Origin of the sequence: Pedobacter sp. P26, from assembly GCF_050632135.1 — a bacterium.
In the GTDB taxonomy this organism is placed as follows: domain Bacteria; phylum Bacteroidota; class Bacteroidia; order Sphingobacteriales; family Sphingobacteriaceae; genus Pedobacter.
Window position 1 is genome coordinate 1,526,693 of record NZ_CP192574.1, and the last position, 17,814, is coordinate 1,544,506.

A 17,814-nucleotide genomic window follows, 5' to 3' on the forward strand; every position below is an offset into this window, starting at 1 on the left:
AATGAAAAGAATATTTCAAGTTTTAATCCTACTAGTTTTAGCCGCTCCGGCCTTCGCTCAAGTACGTCCACAAGGTCAGGCTCCGGTAACCCCTTCTTTAAAGGTTGGTGGCTTAGATCTCGATTATTTTAGTCCAAAAGAATATATTATTGGAGGTACAACAGTAACCGGAACCCAATATTTAGATAAAGAAGTATTAATCACCTTGTCTAAATTAACTAAAGGCGATAAAATCGTTCTTCCAGGGGAAGCAACTTCTGATGCAATTAAAACGTTGTGGGCACAGGGCTTGTTTGATGATGTTAAACTTAACATCGAAAAATTTGTTCAGGATTCTGTTTATTTTGAAATTGAAGTAGTAGAACGTCCGCGTTTAAGTTCTATAGATTTAAAAGGTATCCGTAAATCTGAAAAAACTGCCATTCAGGAAAAGTTAAATGATAAAACGGGTAAAATCGTAAACGATAACTTATACAATACCACATCTGCCATTGTTAAGAAATACTTATTGGATAAAGGCTTTTTCTTTACCAAGATCGATTACAAAACGCGTAAAGATCCGAATGCAGAAAATAGTGTGGTATTAGAAGCTTATATTGATAAAGGTCACCGTGTTAAAGTGCAACATATAGATTTTACAGGGAATAAAGATTTCAAATCAGCAAAACTTAGAAAATTCCTTAAAAGCCCTAAACAATTTGCGTGGTGGCGTTTTTGGGGTTCCGGAAAATTCGCAAGAGAAATACGAAGAGAATAAGGTTAAAATGATTGCTAAAATGCACGAGAAAGGTTATCGTGATGCGGAATTATTAAAAGATACCATTTACCAGTATAACAATAAAAAAGTTAATATTAGAATGGACCTTTACGAAGGTAAAAAGTATTATTTCGGTAATATTACCTGGGCAGGTAATGCCATTTATCCGGATAGTATTCTGAAAAAAGTATTAACCATTGAAAAAGGTGATGTTTTCAGCGAAGAAAAATTAAATAAAAAATTAAATGGTGGTGGCGAAAACGGTGGCGACATTAACAGCATGTACACCGATAATGGATATTTAACTTTTAATATTGATCCGGTACAGACCAAAATTTATGGCGATACTGTTGATGTGGAATTACGCATGTACGAAGGACCACAATATACCAACAACCGCATTACTATAAAAGGTAATACCATTACAAATGATAAGGTTGTTTTACGTGAGATCCGTACCAAACCAGGACAGAAATTTAACAAAAGTGATTTAATCCGTACCATTCGTGAAAAAATTGGTCAGTTGGGTAACTTTGACGAGTCTAAAACTGTACCTACACCTCGGCCTAACCCTGCAGATGGTACTGTAGATATTGAATATGCAGTAGAAGAGAAACCTTCAGATCAGATTGAACTATCAGGTGGTTTTGGTGGTGGCCGTATCATTGGTACATTAGGTCTAACTTTCAATAACTTTTCGTTACGTAACTTATTTAATTTAAAGGCTTATAAACCATTGCCAAAAGGTGACGGACAGAAATTAAGCTTACGTGTGGGCAAACCAACGGTAAATATTATCAATCGTATAGCTTCTCATTCTCACAACCTTGGTTTGGTGGCGAGAAACCGGTAAGCTTCGGAGTGAGTGCATTTACCTCAATTACAATCGAACGGTTTAAGCAATGGAGATGCTTTATTTCAAAAAATCCGTTTAAATGGGGTAACCGTTAGTTTAGGTAGAAGATTAAACTGGCCAGATAACTATTTCCAGTTAACCCACGCGGTGAGTTTACAACAGTATATCTTAAATAACTATACAGGGTATTTATTTAGTTCAGGTACATCTTATAACTTAAGTTTATCACAAGAAATCAGCCGCGATTCAAGAGATTCGCCAATCTTCCCTAAATCAGGATCATTCATCCGTTTCACTGTTCAGGCAACGCCACCATACTCACTGTTCAACAAAGTGAATTATGCAACGGCATCTGATAAAGAAAAATACCGTTTTACCGAATACCATAAATGGAAGTTCGATTCGCAGTGGTACCAACGTGTTGCAGGTAACTTAGTAGTTAAAGCGCAGGCACAATTTGGTTTCTTAGGGCAGTATAGCCAGGCAGTAGGTCAATCCGCATTTGAGCGTTTCAAACTGGGTGGTGATGGTATGCAGGGATTCGATTTCTTACAGGGATCTGAGCTAATCGCAATGCGTGGTTATGCAAACAATACCGTTATCCCAAATGGTTCTGATCCAAGAATTGCTCAACAATCTGGTAGCCCTATTTATACAAAATATGTACTTGAGGCGCGTTATCCGGTTATTGCAAGTCAGCAAGCTACAGCCTTTGTCTTAGCCTTCGCAGAGGCCGGTAACACCTGGAACAGGTTTGGTGATTTTAATCCGTTCAACGTGAGAAGATCAGTTGGTGTAGGCGCACGTATCTTCCTACCTATATTTGGTTTATTGGGTATCGATTACGGACATGCATTTGACAGGATTCCTGGAGTAGCAGATGGCGGTAAGCAAAACTTTACTTTTAGTATCGCACAACAATTAGGTGGATTTTAATTGATAAAGAATAAAAATTTAACTAATTATGCAATAAATCATTGCAATAGGAGTTTAAAGAAAGCTTAGGTTATTAACTATATCATTAACACACACACACAAATGAAGAAGTATCTTTTTATCGCATTCCTGCTTTGCACCTCTATTGGTGCTTTTGCACAGAAGTTTGCTTATGTAGACACGGAGTATATTTTGAAACATTTACCAGAATATAAATCGGCACTCAGTCAGTTAGATGTAGCGTCTAAACAATGGCAGCAACAGGTTGATCAGAATTTTTCTGAAATTGACAGGATGTACAAGGCTTATCAGGCCGATCAGGTTTTATTAACTGATGATATGCGCAAACGACGTGAAAACGAGATTATAGAAAAAGAAAAACAAGCTAAAGAATTTCAACGTTCTAAGTTTGGACCGGATGGAGATCTTTTTCAAAGCAGGATAAAATTAATTAAGCCTATTCAGGATAAAGTAGCTGAGGCTATTAAACAGATTGCAAAATCAAAATATTTAGACTTCATTTTTGACAAAAGCAGTGAAGCAACAATGATGATTTATGCAAGTAGCAGTTACGATGTTAGTAATGATGTAATTGTAAAATTAGGATATAAACCAGGGACTGTAAATAATTAGTATATTCGCCCTGATTTTTGAAGGAAAACAATTAGAAAAAAATAAAAAAGTAAAATAAAACGATGAGAAAGTTAATTAACGTATTCTTTGTAGCAGCAGGGTTATTGTTTACAGCGAATATGGCAAGTGCACAACAAAAATTGGGTCACATTAATTCAGAGGAGGTTTTTGCAAATTTACCTGAAGCTAAAACAGCTCAAACTACTTTAGAAACCTTAGGTAAACAGAAGCAAGCCGATATTGATGCAATGATCAAAAGAATATCAAAGCAAAATGGCTGCTGCAGAAGCGAAACAAAAAACTTTAAGTGAGGCTAACAAAGAAACAGTGGGTAAAGAATTACAGGCTGCAGGTCAGGAATTACAGGATTTAGAAAAAAGAATTACTGATGCACGTACTAAAGCATCACAAGATATGAGGCACTAAACAAGGTGAATTATTCCAACCAATCCAGGCTAAAGTAGCAACAGCCATTTCTGCTGTAGCTAAAGAAAAAGGTTTAGCTTATGTTTTCGATATCGCAAACGGACAAGGTGGTAACAATTTAGTATTCTGGGATGGTGGTGATGATATTACTGCTGCAGTTAAATCTAAATTAGGTATTACAGCAACCGCTGCAAAACCAGCTGCACCTAAGAAATAGTCATGAGTCGTGAGTTCGGAGTCGAGAGTCTCCTGACCAGTTCAAGATATATGGCGGAATTAAGTTTAACTTAGTTCCGCTTTTTTGTTTTTAGGATTTATCTAAACTGTCGTCATCTCGATCCGATAGCTATCGTACGAAGCGCAGTGAAATGGAGAGATCTATATTCGATAGACTTCGCTGAGCATTCGGGTTCTCGACTGCGTTACCGATGTAAAATCGGTACAGGTAGCACTCCGCCTGAAATGACGATTTTCTTGTTGGACGTTTTGTTCAGAAATGCTAAGCATTTTAATTTTACAACATGCGAACTATCACTAAAACATTCCAATTTTCAACTAACTTTACAACGGTTTCAATATTTAACTTTCCAACATAATGCAGGTTTCGCCGATAGGTATTTTCGATTCAGGTTACGGTGGATTAACGGTATTCCGTTCCATTGCCGATAAATTGCCCGATTATAATTATATATACCTGGGCGATAATGCCCGTTCGCCCTACGGCGATCATTCTTTCGATACCATTTATAAATATACTTTAGAATGCGTAGAATGGCTTTTTGCAAAAGGATGCCATTTGGTTATTCTGGCCTGTAATACGGCATCGGCAAAAGCACTCAGAACCATTCAGCAGATAGATCTTCCTGCTAAATATCCAGATAGGCGGGTGCTTGGGGTAATAAGGCCCACTGCAGAAGTAATTAATGATTATACGAGTACCAAATCGGTAGGGGTAATGGGTACAAGAGGTACGGTTAATTCTCAATCCTATCTTTTAGAGATCAGTAAATTTTTTCCAGAGGTTAAGGTTTATCAGCAAAGTTGCCCCATGTGGGTTCCGCTGATCGAAAACAACGAACACTTAGCGCCCGGAGCAGATTTTTTATCAATGAATATTGTGATCAGTTATTGAGCCAATCGGCAGCTATCGATTGTATATTATTGGCCTGTACGCATTACCCTTTATTAATGCCTAAACTGAAGAAAGTATTTCCGGATCATATCAATATTTTAACGCAGGGTGAGATTGTAGCTGAACGTTTGCTCGATTATTTAGAAAGACATCCGGAGATTGAAGAAAAACTGGCTAAGCAAAAAGAAAGACATTTTTATACCAGTGGCGATCCTGCTGTATTTGATGCACATGCTTCTATATTTTTCGGCGAAGCGCTGAAGTCTGGTAAGATGTGATGGATATGAATTGTTGAATGGCCAGATTGTTTGATTGCTGACAGCCAATCGCCGGCTAAAACCGGTTAACAGTTAACTGCAGATTACTAACTGGCAACCGATGTCTGGTTAGTACTTTTTGCTAAGATGAAATATTAACAAATTGTGGATGTTATGTGGCAAATCTATGCTCCTTTTTAAGCAGGTAGGAACGTGTTTAAACTATTCTTCAACAAGGGCTCTTCGTACCTGCTGGCGGTCAGCATCGGCCCTGGCTTACCTAAGAAAGTCCCAAAGCAGAGCCTGGCTTTACCTTTTAGGTAACCAAAAGGTAAAGAATAGGTAACTAAAGAGGTTAACCTGGGGTTAACTTGGTGTAGAGAAAGGGTAAACAAAAGGTAAAGAAAGGGTAAGCAATTTTTTGTTGTCTTATACTAAATCTAGTTTAATTGCTTCCAAACTCCCAATTCAACACTCCAAACTAATTACTGTGGCAATTGCGCTACCCTGGTCAGCACTGTAGGCGAAGATAATGCTTCTAAAAAGGCAACAACTGCATCTTTTTCTGCTATACTCAATTTTAATCCCTTTAATAACTTATCGTTTTTAGGTAGTAAAGGATCATTTACCTGTTCCGGTTTCACACGTTGTACCGGCATGCCCACATTGTACATGTTCATCACGCCATCCATATCAGGGAATAAACCATTATGAAACCAGGGAGCCGTTTTCATCACGTTTCTCAGTCCGGGAGTTTTGAACTTGCCCACGTCTTCTGGTTTCTTGGTTACATTGTATAACCCTAGGTCTTCATATTTACGGCCATAATAGGTTAGACCATCATTATGAAATTCGTTATCAGTAAAAAATGGTCCGTTATGACAATTGATACAGCGGGCTTTTGTGCGGAATAAGTGTAAGCCCATTAATTGTTGATCTGTTAAGGCTTTTTTATCTTTCGCCAGGAAACGGTCGAAAGGGGTTCTTCTGCTTACAATGCTGCGCTGAAAAGTAGCCAGACTTTCGAAAATTCTTTTATTGGTAATTTCTTTTGAACCAAATGCAGCCGTGAAAAAAGGTTGATAACCTTTAATTTTACTAAGCTTTTTGGGTAAAACTTTCATGTCCTGGTGCATCTCATTATGTGCCGCTACAGGACTGCCGGCCTGCTCTTCTAAACTGTTTGCCCTGCCATCCCAAAACAGGCGTTTGTAAAACCAGACATTCTCCAGTGAAGGTGCATTTCTGATATTGGTCAAATGATCATGACCGATTGAAACCTGACGGCCATCTGTCCAGTGTAAATCTGGTGCATGGCAGCTCGAACACGAAATCTGGTTCGAACCCGACAAACGCGGATCAAAAAACAAAATTTTACCCAGCTCCACTACATTTTTTACCGAGTCGTTTTTTAAATCAACAGGAGAGGGTGGAAGTTCGCCCAATTCCTGAAAAACGGCATCTTTATCAACCGTAGGTTTTGGCCATTGATCGGTAGGTTTTGAATAAACTTTGCGCAGGCTATCTATGCTCAGTTCATCGTCGTCATTAAAGTCGGCTGATTGAAAAGAAAATAAGATGAGTCCGGTAAGGGCTAAAGCAAGAAGGGCAAAAATTTTATTCATGGGTTAAAAATACAGGTTTAGGCTAATATTAGAAGAAAAACGGTCTTTACCGGGGGTTGTGACAATTGTTCTATTTAAGCTTTTTTGGTTAAGCTTTTGTGTATAAAAGGCATTTATTTTAATGCTCGACAGCATCATTTTAAATAGTGGAAATCCGTATTCTGCTGTTACTCCGCCTCCTGCAGCAGAAGAAGTATTAAACAGATAGTCGTGATAGATCACATATCTCGTAAAATAAGCTTCATTGGCAGGCGCCACTGTAAAATGATCGCTCAGTGAAAACTGATGATGTGCAGAAAAACCAATGCCGATATAACCGTTGTTTTCTTTGATCCACCTTTTACTTGAACCTACCATCAGCATTAAGTGGTTAAAATAAACATCATTTGCCCTGATGCCATCAATCCTCTCTTCGTCAAAATAATTGGCTTTTATAAAATGGTTATATATACTTTTAGCAGATTGGGTAGTTAGAAATACTTTTGCCCCTAAGCTACTGGATAAATACTTGTAGTTGTTGGCACCAAAATCAATGTTATAATCAGCACCATCAACTGATTGATATTGTGCCTGCGTGCCAATGGTACCATGTGAAAGTTTTTTATTCCAAAGCAGGTTAACGTCAGTTCTTTTGAGTTTATATTTTGAATAATCAGTAAAACCAGAACCATTAGCAAAAAAATAACGCTGATTTTCTTCAATATAATTTCCAAACAAATAAAAGCTGCCAAAGTTGCCGGCATTCATGTCAAAATATATATCCAAACCATTGCGTTGTTGATCGTCATTATATCTTCTGTCGTTTAGTATTGGTTTCGTTTCTCCATAGCCATTTACCAGATGGTTATAATACATTGGAAAGCTTGAGCTTTCATAGTACCGGGGATTTTTGTATCCAATGGTTATTTTTTCCTGACCATAACCTTTTCGATAACCGAATCCCAATCTAACAAATGGCGATAATTTGTAGCCTAAAGCTGCATTCAAATTGAACTGGTATTCGCCTATTGATCCCCTCGGATCATTTGTTGAGAAATGATCTCCTACTTTATAATCAGTTCCAATACTCAGACTTAATTTTTCATTAAGGAAATTCTTATTGGCCATAGCCTGAAAACTGTAAACACTTCTTTCATAATGAACATAAGCTGGAGAACCAAAATAATATGGAGAAGAAGTATTGTTTCTGGTTTGATGTGAAAAACGTGTACTATCCTCAAAGGTTTTAGCATAAGAGAAACTCCCAAATAATTTAATACTGCCGAGTTTAACCGTACCTTCTGTTGATAATTTACCCGCATTAATTTTTGTGGCTCCTTGTGAAGGAATATAGGTGCCTTTATCAAAATTGTAGGTAAGGCTGATTTTGCTAAACCTTTCGGGCATCATCGTACTGAGGTAATAACTGCTCAATTTAGCAAATTTGAGCAGTTCCTGGCTAGCCGAATCTGCATAAAACTGATTGGTAGCCAATGCCTGCTGAAACTCTTTGTCAGTAACTGTTTTTTGAGCCAGGGCAGATAATGGGAGCACTAGCAAAAACAAATATTTTAGAATTTTTCTATTCATAGAAGGTTTAAAAAGCCGGTCGGATGAATCCGACCAGCAATTAACTTTTTATTTAAATCCTCTCGGATTGGCAACGTTGAAGTAATCGAAATCTTCAGTACTGTTATTGGTGTCTTTCAGGATAATCCTACCATTTATCGTTTTTTCTGTTTTCCTGACTACAGATTGTGAAGTATATGAACCAAGTGGTACAAAGGTAAAACCAGCATCAAGGGTTGCTCCAAATTTTTTCGGGATACGGTCAGTTGCTTCATTAGGTTGCACTTCTACAGCATCAATGATCCATTTTGCTGGTATTTGATAGTATTTTCCCGCTGATGATGATGGCGTGGCTTTGGTAGGATAGTTATATTGCGGCCAGTTTTTCGGCTTTTGCGTACCATCAACTTTCACTAATACATACCCATACCTCCCGGGATTATCAAATATCATATCAGTACCGAAGTATGACAGTACTTCAAGATTTGGCACACTGGCATTGTCGATGTCAGAAGCTAAGGGTTTGCTCAAAAATGGTGCATAATAAGCTTCGAAATCAGCTTTACTTAAATCAACGGTTAAACTAGGATTTAATACCGTAATTGCTTTTCCATCTACTCCAGTAAACGGACTTTTGTGGTTAACTGCGGTTTGGGCAACCACAATACTCTTACCTGGCTCAACAGGGTGCTGTTTTCCGGTTCCAGGGATCATGAATAATGCACGTGCATATACATAATCATTATTAGCGTCAATATCAGTAGGCATATTTTGTGATTTATTCCAGTCTAATTGCCCGCTTGGCAACAAATTATATGATCCTGATGTGCTTTTAGTGATTAATCCGGTCGTTTCTGCAAAGTATAAACTGTCGGCATAAAGTGTTTTATCACTATTGTTGTAAAACTCAATAAATTGATCCCTGTAAAGCGCTCCATTTACACGATCTGATCCTGCAAAATAGATCTGTTTGATCACCCAGTCGCCAAGACTGCCCGCAATCAGGTTTAAGTTGATGGTTTCAGAGAAGCCTACAGTAATCTGCTTATTTTTTAAGGAAGCATTAAATGTAACTGCTTTTTCCGTAACTGTTCCTGTGATAGTGGAATACTCAGCTGCGCTAAAGTTGGAGGAAGCGTCGATGTCGTAAAATCCAGGTGATAACTTAGAAATCAGAATAACACCTTTATCATTTACAGTAAATTCCTGCACAGTTCTGGTCTCAATATTGGTAATTTTAAGTTTAGCAATATTAAGCGGTAGCGTATAGCCACTGGTTGCCAGTTTGTAATTAATTTTGATATTTAAATCAACAGGCTCAATCTCGGTTGAGTTGTTTTTTTACATGCCGCGAAGGGAAAGATAACTAGAAACAGGTAAAGGTACTTTTTCATGACTTTGAAAATTAGAGTTTTAAGGATATTTCTGCGCCAAATGATGGAGCAGAATTGGGATAAGTATATGTGCCGGATGAGCTGATGTAATAAGGCTGATAATTGAAAACATTAAATACATTAAAAGAGAACCTCAGCCTTTTCTTGATTTCTTTTGAAAGAGATAAGTGGAAGTTCGGAACAATTTTAGGCATATTGTCTTTATTAACTTCTGATAACGGTTTAAATAATTGCCCGTAATCTGGGTTTGAAGCATCAAAGTTGGTGATGGTAACATACTTGCCATTATTGGTGATGTAGGCAAATGGAATACCCGAATTAGGCGATTCAATTGATTTTTGGGCAATTGAAAAATCTGCAATAAAGCTAATCACAAGGCTAATCTTCGGAATGTGTGTAGCAGAACTGATACGGCCGTTACTTAAGTAAGAAATTCTTTTAAGTGGTTCATAAAAGCCAACTTTTGCATAATCATCTCGTGTGATGGTTTGATCGGAGGTGTTACCCAATCGTGGAATATTGGTTTGATAATTCGTTCTGAAAATACCACCACTGATGTTAAAGGATGTGGAAATGGCTTTAATTTGAGGTGTATTTAAGATCAGTTCTAGACCCTGGTTGTCAGAGCTTAGGTCGTTATCAAACCTATGGTACACAAAATAATAATTCTTGGTTCCGTTTGTGGTAATTAGTGGTTTCTGACCGGGTTGCGGAACCACGTTGTATGTGGGTAATGTTACAATAACAGGTGTAGCAATAGTACCAATTCCATTTCTCGAAAGTTTGCTAAACAAACTGAGTGAAAGATTGAAATCTTTAATTTTAACCTGTGAGCTTAATTCAATGGTTTGGCTATATGCTGATTTCAGATTTTCTGAATGATGATCGTAACGGTTTACGTATACTAAGTAAGTGCTTTCTAAGGCACTGCTATTGTTGTATGAATTGACTAAAGGAATTTCGTAATAAGTTGGCCCCGGAAAGCGTTGCGCAAGCGCCGGCGATTTAAACGAAAGCCCGTATGCCAAACCAATCTTTACCGACTTACTGAGAGCGTAATTTAAGTTAAGCCTTGGCGAAAATGATGGTAAGGCATTTTGAAGATCGTACCTTAAGCCCGCCCTTACATTCAATTCTTTTTTAAATAGCGGGAGTTTAAACATGTCTTCGGCGTATAAACCAATATTGTTTTGTGGAACCGCCAGGTTAAAATCGTAGTACCTTTCAGAACGAGATGGGCTTAACGAGGTTGTAGTAATGGCCGTCCCAAATCTTGGTCTATTTGGGTCGAGTACCTGTCCTAAACCATTATTAGCGCTATAATCGTAACTCGCACCAAAATTTAAAAAATGGGTAACACTTCTTGTTCTAAAATCTGCATTCAAATCAAGTTTTGCTGAAGCATTAACAGGCCTGCCATCAATCAGGGTTTGGGCTGTATAAATTCCCCTTACATAAGCACCCTCGAATATGCCCGTTGAAGTCGCATCGGAGATAATTACATAAGGCTCGTTTTTAAATTCTTCTTTATAGGTTACCTGATGGCCTTCTGAATAGCGTAAATTAATCGAAATGTTTTTCAGAAAATTATGGTTCACACGGTATGAACTTCTGTTGCTTACACTGAAATTCCAGCTGTCGAACCTCATCAGTGCTTTTTTAATATCATCTGGGTCGCTTTTTACCCCATCCAGATTTTTTCCGTAATCAAGGCTTAGGGTGTTCTTTAATCTGGCTTCCCGGCCAAAAGTATTAGAATACATTAAATTGCTGTTAATCCGCTTATAAGCTTTTAGCCTATCACGGTTGTCAGCATAAGAATTTACATAGTTTAGTCCAACATTTATAGCACCAGCCTTAGGGGAGATTTTAAAACCTTGAGAATAGCCGTAAGATGTGGCATCATTTCGGAGTTGCATGCGAAGATATCCTGGTGCTTTTCCTGCCTGCCTTTCCACAATAACTGCTCCGTCACTTAAATCTCCATATTTGGCGGGTGCAACTCCCGAAATCACCTCAATACTTTCAATATTATCTACAGGGACCTGCCTTAAATCGGTTCCTCCAAAAGCATAATCACCTGAGTAAGCTGTTCCTCTAGAACCATTTAACCCGTAACCTTCTGATGATAATAATGAATTGCCGGCCCCAAGCATACCTGGATTGTAACTCTGCATATTCATATTGTTGCTAATGGCATTACCATCAACAATAATGGCTACACCGAAAGCATTGCTAAGTTCAAATTGGCCTCTTTGATCGGTGGTGGGTTCGAATGAAGATCGCAGGTTTATGGTTTGCACGCGCTGTAGAGAGGGGGCTACAATTTTTCTGTTCGGTATCTGGTTCAGTAAATCGCTTATACTCAAAGCTGGGGTTTGCTCAATAACATCTCTTGACATAATTAAAGAAGAGTTTGACTGCCCTTCATAATTGCGTTTTGCATTAATATCGATGGTTTCCAGACTTAAATTCAGTTCTTTTAAAACAATATTGCCCACATTAACATCACCAGCAAAAATTTTAATGTCTTTTGTTAAACGCTGATAACTAATAAAAGAAAATTCAAAAGTTAAAGTCGTATTGGTTAAATTGCTTAGGTTGAATTTAAAAGTCCCATCTTCAGTAGTGGTTCCATATTGATTAGTTTCGATAATTTTGATATTTGCAGAGGGGATAGGCCGGTTGTTTACGTCAACCACTTTTCCGGTAACAACGCTCTTGATTTGCGCCAGCGCACTGCCACAGATCGATAAGAATAATAAGGATATGTAAATTTGTTTCAATTTAGACTAAATCTTAATAATGCTGCAAAAGTGTTAATTTTAACTCTGGTTTGCAAGTTATTTAGAATTATTCTAATTAATCATACAGGTTTTTAACTCGGGAAATGCAGTGATAGTCTATTTGTATCATCTGTCAGATAAAACTCATCATCACAAAAGAAAACACTTTTGTTTAGGTTGTAATGGTTTAAAAGGATAACTTTGCGGCTTCAAACCCACACAATGAGTGATCAGATAAAACACGAATGCGGAATCGCTTTTATTCGCCTGTTAAAACCACTTTCTTACTACCAGCAAAAGTACGGTACAGCACTTTACGGCCTTAACAAATTATACCTTTTAATGGAGAAACAGCATAACCGGGGCCAGGATGGCGCAGGTATTGCCACCATTAAGCTGGATATGAAACCGGGCAGTAGGTACATTAGCCGATACCGGAGCATGGCATCAAATGCGGTAGCTGATATCTTCGAATATGTACAGAACAAATTTGTTGATATACAGGAAAATACCCCTGAATTAATGCAGGATACAGAATGGCTCAAAAACAACGTAAGCTTTATCGGCGAGGTGTTAATGGGCCATTTGCGTTATGGTACACATGGTAAAAACAGCATCGAAAATTGTCACCCTTTTTTAAGGCAAAACAACTGGATGACGCGTAACCTCGTAATTGCGGGTAACTTCAACATGACGAATGTAGATGAGTTATTGGAGCAATTGTACGAGTTAGGTCAGCACCCAAAAGAAAAAGCAGATACTGTTACGGTATTGGAAAAAATCGGTCACTTTTTAGATGATGAAAACCAGGAACTTTTCGATCAGTATAAAAAAGAAGGGCACGATAACGTTGCGATTACACACAAAATATCTGATAACTTAGATATTGCCAATATCCTTCGCCGTTCGGCCAAAACATGGGATGGAGGTTATTCGATCTGTGGTATGGTAGGTAATGGCGATTCGTTCATTATGCGCGATCCGGCAGGTATCCGTCCGGCGTATTACTATTATGATGATGAGATTGTTGTAGCGGCATCTGAAAGGCCAGCTTTACAAACTGCATTTAATATTCAGTTTAAAGATGTTAAAGAGATCGATCCTGGTCATGCTTTAATAATTAAGAAAAATGGCGAGGTGAGCATGGAGCAATTCCGTGAGCCTACCGAAAGGTTATCTTGCTCATTCGAGCGTATCTATTTCTCAAAAGGAAGTGATGTAGAAATTTACCGTGAGCGTAAACAGTTGGGCCGTTTATTGAGTGATAAAATTCTTCAGGCAGTTAATTACGATTTAAAAAATACAGTATTTTCATTTATTCCGAATACGGCTGAAGTTGCCTTTTTTGGAATGGTTGATGGCGTTCAGCAATATGTGCGCAGGCACCAGAAAGATATACTTTTACATAAGAAAGAAACACTAACAGACCAGCAGCTTGAAGACTTACTGTCTTTAGCACCTCGCGTAGAAAAGCTGGCCGTTAAGGATGTAAAGCTAAGAACGTTCATTACCCAGGATGCTGACCGTAGTGAAATGGTGGCGCACGTTTACGATACTACTTATGGTATTATCAATAACCACCAGGATACTTTAGTCGCACTTGATGACTCGATTGTACGTGGTACTACCTTAAAGCAGAGTATCATTAAAATTGTGGACCGTTTGCACCCTAAGAAAATCATTATTGTTTCTTCAGCACCTCAGATCCGTTACCCTGATTGTTATGGTATCGATATGAGCAGGATGGGACAGTTTGTAGCTTTCGATGCGGCTATTCAACTGTTAACGGAGCGTGGTATGTGGCAGGTGATAGAAGATGTTTACACGAAATGTAAGGCTTCGTTACTTTTACCTAAAGAGGAAATTGTAAACCACGTTAAGGAAATTTATAAACCCTTCACGCCTGAAGAAATTTCAGCTAAAATTGCACAGATCATTACCCCAAAAGGTACTGTTGCTGAGGTTGAAGTCATTTACCAAAGTTTAGAGAACCTGCATGAAGCTTGTCCGAAAAACAAAGGTGACTGGTATTTCTCAGGAAATTACCCTACACCAGGCGGTAATAAAGTGGTTAATAAAGCTTTTGTTAACTGGAAAGAAGGAAATAACCAAAGGGCTTATTAGTCCCTGAATCCCCTGTGGGGGACTTAAATAACAGATAGCTCATAGTAATATGGGCTATTTTTTTGCGCATACATTTCACCACAAATGCAGGAAGGCATAAAGAAGGTTTGTGCATTTTTTTCCGCTCCGTGGTTCATGTCCCCGCGAACCACTAACATAGGTTCATCCTCCATGCCATCAATCGTAATCTTTGATTTAGATATCTTATCTGGTCAAAATGATAACTCTATTTTTTGTTCCCGCAGATTAAACAGATTAAAACGCAGATTTTTATATATAGTTCGTACCCTCATTGATCGCTCATGTTACATTCTTTTTGGCGTTGTTGCTCTTGCCTCCTAAACCTGACATTCGCGGAAAGCCCGGAGGCAAATTCTTCATTTGCCGAGGACTTGCAGCATTGGCAGGACTAACAACAATAGTTATACTGCACCTGCTTTTCTAAAAATATTTAACCACCTAAGACATGTAAGCGCATCTAAGTTGGGGAAGCAATATATTATGCGTAAAACTTCAGATAGGTTTTAATAATAAGCCAGAAGGCAAAAAAGATAATCACTACACCTGCAATTTTATTCAGTTTCTTAAGCGCATCTTCTTTTATTTTATACCGGAGCTTGCTCGAGTAAAAACTCTTAGCGCCATCAATACTGAGTTGTGTGGCCATGGCAATAAAAAAGCAGACTAATTTCTCATTAAGCATATTGTTGAGCTTAACGGAAATAATACCGCTCACAATAATCCAGAACATGAGGGTAGAAGGAGTGAGGATGCACATTAAAAAACCTTTAAGCACATAACCCCGTTTACTCACTTTTTGTAGTGTGGTACTATCATAATGCACGGTGATTTTAGAAACCAGGTAATAAATACCAACGGCAAGTAAAAATATACCGCCAATACTGCCTACGTATTTATCAAATTCGGCTTTATAATCGACAAACTGACTACCAAAAAGAACCAGACCGATCAAGATCACATCACTAATAATTACACCAACAGCTAAAGAAAAACCAGCTTTGAAACCCCTTTCTATGCTGGTTTTAATCATTGCAAAAAAACCGGCCCTGTTAAAAACGACGAAATAATCCCTGCTCCTATACCTAGTAATATGGCTTCAAACATGCATTGTGTTGTTTAGAATATGCGAATATGCAATTTTATACCTAAACATATAACATTTATTTTTGTTGCATAGGTTGCATAAAAATACTGATTATTAGCTTTTTTTATTTATGTTTAGCCCCAATAAAACTAGATTTATAATATGAATTCAGAACAAACGCAAACCAAGTGGGCGCAGTTTATCCCACTGGTCACTGTATTCTTCTTTTGGGGCTTTGTAGCCGCCAGTAATGACATTCTCATCCCGGTATTTAAAAAGGCTTTTGATTTATCGCAGGCCGAAAGTCAGCTGGTTTCGCTGGCATTTTACATTGCTTACACGGTGGGTGCTTTAATTTATAATGGTATTTCTGTTTTAATAGGACAAGATATTGTAAACAAACTGGGCTATAAAAATTCGTTGGCACTAGGTTTGGTTATTTCCGCACTTGGGACCTTGTTATTTTATCCGGCGGCAAACCTGCACTCATTTCCTTTAATGCTTTCGGGTTTATTTATTGTGGCACTGGGTTTCTCGTTACAACAAACGGTAGCTAATCCTTTAGCAATTGCCCTGGGCCCGATTAAAACCGGTTCGCAGCGTTTAACACTTGCCGGAGGTATTAATAACTTTGGTACAAACCATTGGGCCGCTTATTGTAAGTTTCGCCATTTTTGGTTCTGCTGCAAACGCCAATACCAACATCAGCGTAGAAAGCGTTAAAATTCCTTATTTAATATTGGGAGTAGCTTTTATTGCAGTAGCAATTTTCTTAAAAATGTCATCTTTACCTGATAGACCTGCTTTGGTGGAAGCGTCAGCAGATGATACTAAATCGATTAAGGGATCAGCTTTGCAATATCCACAATTGGTTTTGGGTATGATTGCTATTTTTGTTTACGTAGGTGTTGAGGTATCAACAGCGAGTAATTTGCCTGCTTACATGGAAAAAGATCTTGGTTTTGCCATTAAAGATATTGCTCCTTATATCTCGTTATACTGGGCTAGTATGATGATTGGGCGTTGGACAGGTGCTGTTGAAGCTTTTACTGATAATATCAGCACACAAAAAGTATTGCGTTTTATTGCACCATATTTAGCTTTTGGTATTTTCTTAGCTGTTAACGCCATTGCGAAACATGATTTGGCTCCATTTTATGTATATGCATTGATTATTCTGGTATTAATTGCTGCTGATATGGCGAGTAAAGGTAATCCTGCCAGAATGTTATTGATTTTTTCGGCAATTGGTATTACTGCGTTGTTAATCGGAATGTTTACAAAAGGTATGGTGAGTGTTTACGCCATTACAAGCGTAGGTTTATTCTGCAGTACATTATGGCCTTGTATTTTTACTTTAGCGGTTAGTGGCTTAGGTAAGCACACCAGTCAGGGAAGTAGTTTCCTGATCATGATGATTATGGGCGGTGGTATCATTAGCTGGGCACAGGGTGCAGTATCAGAGTTTACAGGTATTCAACACAGTTACATCGTAGGGATCATCTGCTTTGCTTACCTGGCATTTTATGCCTGGAAAGTGGCATCAATATTAAGATCACAAGGAATTAACTTCGACCAGAAAATTTCTGGCGGACATTAATTTTTAATAAAGTAATTTAGCAGCCACAAAGATGAATTTCTTTGTGGCTTTTTTGATTTTTATATGGCAGATAAACCAAGTTTCGATTCGATATTTATGAACCTTGCCACCGATCTGGCAGCCCGTTCGCATTGCGTACGTGCGCATGTTGGTGCAGTGCTCACAAAAGATACCCGCATTATTTCTATTGGCTATAATGGACCACCGGCCGGCACGCACAATTGCGATGAGGAATGGCCAGAGCATGGTTGCGCACGCGATAGTAAGGGAAGCTGTTCATTGGCGTTACATGCAGAAGAAAATGCAATCCTCTATGCCTCAAAAAATGGATCTAAAATAGAAGGTTGTACTTTATATACAACGCTATCTCCCTGTATTGCCTGCGCAAGGTTGATTTTATCTTCAGGAATTAAATTGGTGTATTATTCTAAATCGTATGCAGCTTATAAAGGTTTGCCTAGCGACGAGGGTGTAGATTTTTTACGGAAGTTTGGTGTTGAGGTCGTTTTGATCGAATCGTAGAGGTTTATTGGTTCATGAGTCATTAGTTCATTAGTTGCTGCAAATCGTATATCAGCAAACGAAGTTTAGATCTAAAAACATAAGTCAATTTCAACTTGACAACTTTTGTTTAT

At 38.2% G+C, this 17,814-nt stretch carries 17 protein-coding genes; 12 read left to right on the forward strand and 5 right to left on the reverse strand.

Translation table 11 applies throughout. From position 1 onward, the window contains the following. The first annotated feature begins 1 nt into the window (after window position 1). The 8 genes from ACQ86H_RS07155 to ACQ86H_RS07190 all read left to right on the forward strand — a co-directional run bounded on the left by ACQ86H_RS07155 (window position 2) and on the right by ACQ86H_RS07190 (window position 5,018). Window positions 2-757 (forward strand): POTRA domain-containing protein, encoded by a 756-nt coding sequence (locus ACQ86H_RS07155; RefSeq protein WP_431294290.1) that lies wholly within the window; start codon window positions 2-4, stop codon window positions 755-757. After that, window positions 699-1,610, forward strand: coding sequence for a POTRA domain-containing protein (locus ACQ86H_RS07160; RefSeq protein WP_431294291.1), 912 nt, complete (start codon window positions 699-701; stop codon window positions 1,608-1,610). Before ACQ86H_RS07155 ends, ACQ86H_RS07160 begins: the two co-directional genes overlap by 59 nt. A 12-nt stretch (window positions 1,611-1,622) precedes the next feature. Then, a complete protein-coding gene (locus ACQ86H_RS07165) occupies window positions 1,623-2,549 on the forward strand; it encodes a BamA/TamA family outer membrane protein (RefSeq protein WP_431294292.1) in 927 nt (308 codons plus the stop codon). Window positions 2,550-2,651: 102 nt separating this feature from the next. Then, a complete protein-coding gene (locus tag ACQ86H_RS07170) occupies window positions 2,652-3,182 on the forward strand; it encodes an OmpH family outer membrane protein (protein ID WP_113950648.1) in 531 nt (176 codons plus the stop codon). 62 nt (window positions 3,183-3,244) lie between these two features. Beyond that, the gene (locus ACQ86H_RS07175) at window positions 3,245-3,493 is read left to right on the forward strand and encodes an OmpH family outer membrane protein (protein WP_431294293.1); all 249 of its coding nucleotides are present in this window, start codon (window positions 3,245-3,247) and stop codon (window positions 3,491-3,493) included. A 161-nt stretch (window positions 3,494-3,654) separates the two neighbouring features. Continuing rightward, on the forward strand, window positions 3,655-3,825 hold the full coding sequence (locus ACQ86H_RS07180) for an OmpH family outer membrane protein (protein WP_431295356.1): 171 nt from the start codon (window positions 3,655-3,657) through the stop codon (window positions 3,823-3,825). 378 nt (window positions 3,826-4,203) lie between these two features. After that, window positions 4,204-4,740: a glutamate racemase gene (locus tag ACQ86H_RS07185; protein WP_431294294.1), complete on the forward strand. Its 537-nt coding sequence runs from the start codon at window positions 4,204-4,206 to the stop codon at window positions 4,738-4,740. 56 nt (window positions 4,741-4,796) lie between these two features. After that, complete coding sequence (locus ACQ86H_RS07190; protein ID WP_431294295.1) at window positions 4,797-5,018, forward strand: hypothetical protein; 222 nt, start codon at window positions 4,797-4,799, stop codon at window positions 5,016-5,018. Window positions 5,019-5,482: 464 nt separating this feature from the next. Here the strand turns inward: ACQ86H_RS07190 and ACQ86H_RS07195 are convergent, their stop codons facing one another. The 4 genes from ACQ86H_RS07195 to ACQ86H_RS07210 all read right to left on the reverse strand — a co-directional run bounded on the left by ACQ86H_RS07195 (window position 5,483) and on the right by ACQ86H_RS07210 (window position 12,350). Further along, window positions 5,483-6,622 (reverse strand): cytochrome-c peroxidase, encoded by a 1,140-nt coding sequence (locus tag ACQ86H_RS07195; RefSeq protein WP_138818060.1) that lies wholly within the window; start codon window positions 6,620-6,622, stop codon window positions 5,483-5,485. Between the two features lie 3 nt (window positions 6,623-6,625). After that, window positions 6,626-8,191 carry a DUF6850 family outer membrane beta-barrel protein gene (locus ACQ86H_RS07200; RefSeq protein WP_431294296.1) on the reverse strand — a complete coding sequence of 522 codons (1,566 nt, stop codon included), beginning with the start codon at window positions 8,189-8,191 and terminating at the stop codon, window positions 6,626-6,628. 48 nt (window positions 8,192-8,239) lie between these two features. After that, window positions 8,240-9,382 (reverse strand): DUF4876 domain-containing protein, encoded by a 1,143-nt coding sequence (locus tag ACQ86H_RS07205; protein WP_431294297.1) that lies wholly within the window; start codon window positions 9,380-9,382, stop codon window positions 8,240-8,242. Window positions 9,383-9,575: 193 nt separating this feature from the next. Next, entirely contained in the window at window positions 9,576-12,350 is a 2,775-nt protein-coding gene (locus tag ACQ86H_RS07210) for a TonB-dependent receptor domain-containing protein (RefSeq protein ID WP_431294298.1), read from the reverse strand. 222 nt (window positions 12,351-12,572) lie between these two features. On the opposite strand from ACQ86H_RS07210, the gene ACQ86H_RS07215 reads away from it, so the two are divergent. Next, the gene (locus ACQ86H_RS07215; RefSeq protein ID WP_057932784.1) at window positions 12,573-14,474 is read left to right on the forward strand and encodes a class II glutamine amidotransferase; all 1,902 of its coding nucleotides are present in this window, start codon (window positions 12,573-12,575) and stop codon (window positions 14,472-14,474) included. Window positions 14,475-14,973: 499 nt separating this feature from the next. On the opposite strand, the gene ACQ86H_RS07220 is transcribed toward ACQ86H_RS07215, so the two are convergent. Beyond that, on the reverse strand, window positions 14,974-15,525 hold the full coding sequence (locus ACQ86H_RS07220) for a LysE family translocator (RefSeq protein WP_431294299.1): 552 nt from the start codon (window positions 15,523-15,525) through the stop codon (window positions 14,974-14,976). Window positions 15,526-15,741: 216 nt separating this feature from the next. Here ACQ86H_RS07220 and ACQ86H_RS07225 point away from each other — a divergent pair, with 216 nt between their 5' ends. The 3 genes from ACQ86H_RS07225 (at window position 15,742) to ACQ86H_RS07235 (ending at window position 17,701) form a co-directional block, all read left to right on the forward strand. Further along, the gene (locus tag ACQ86H_RS07225; protein WP_431294300.1) at window positions 15,742-16,302 is read left to right on the forward strand and encodes an MFS transporter; all 561 of its coding nucleotides are present in this window, start codon (window positions 15,742-15,744) and stop codon (window positions 16,300-16,302) included. After that, window positions 16,211-17,179, forward strand: a complete 969-nt coding sequence (locus tag ACQ86H_RS07230) for a hypothetical protein (protein ID WP_431294301.1) — start codon at window positions 16,211-16,213, stop codon at window positions 17,177-17,179. The genes ACQ86H_RS07225 and ACQ86H_RS07230 overlap by 92 nt, the downstream gene beginning before the upstream one ends. Before the next feature lie 63 nt (window positions 17,180-17,242). Continuing rightward, window positions 17,243-17,701: a deoxycytidylate deaminase gene (locus ACQ86H_RS07235; protein ID WP_138818054.1), complete on the forward strand. Its 459-nt coding sequence runs from the start codon at window positions 17,243-17,245 to the stop codon at window positions 17,699-17,701. Window positions 17,702-17,814: the final 113 nt, after the last annotated feature.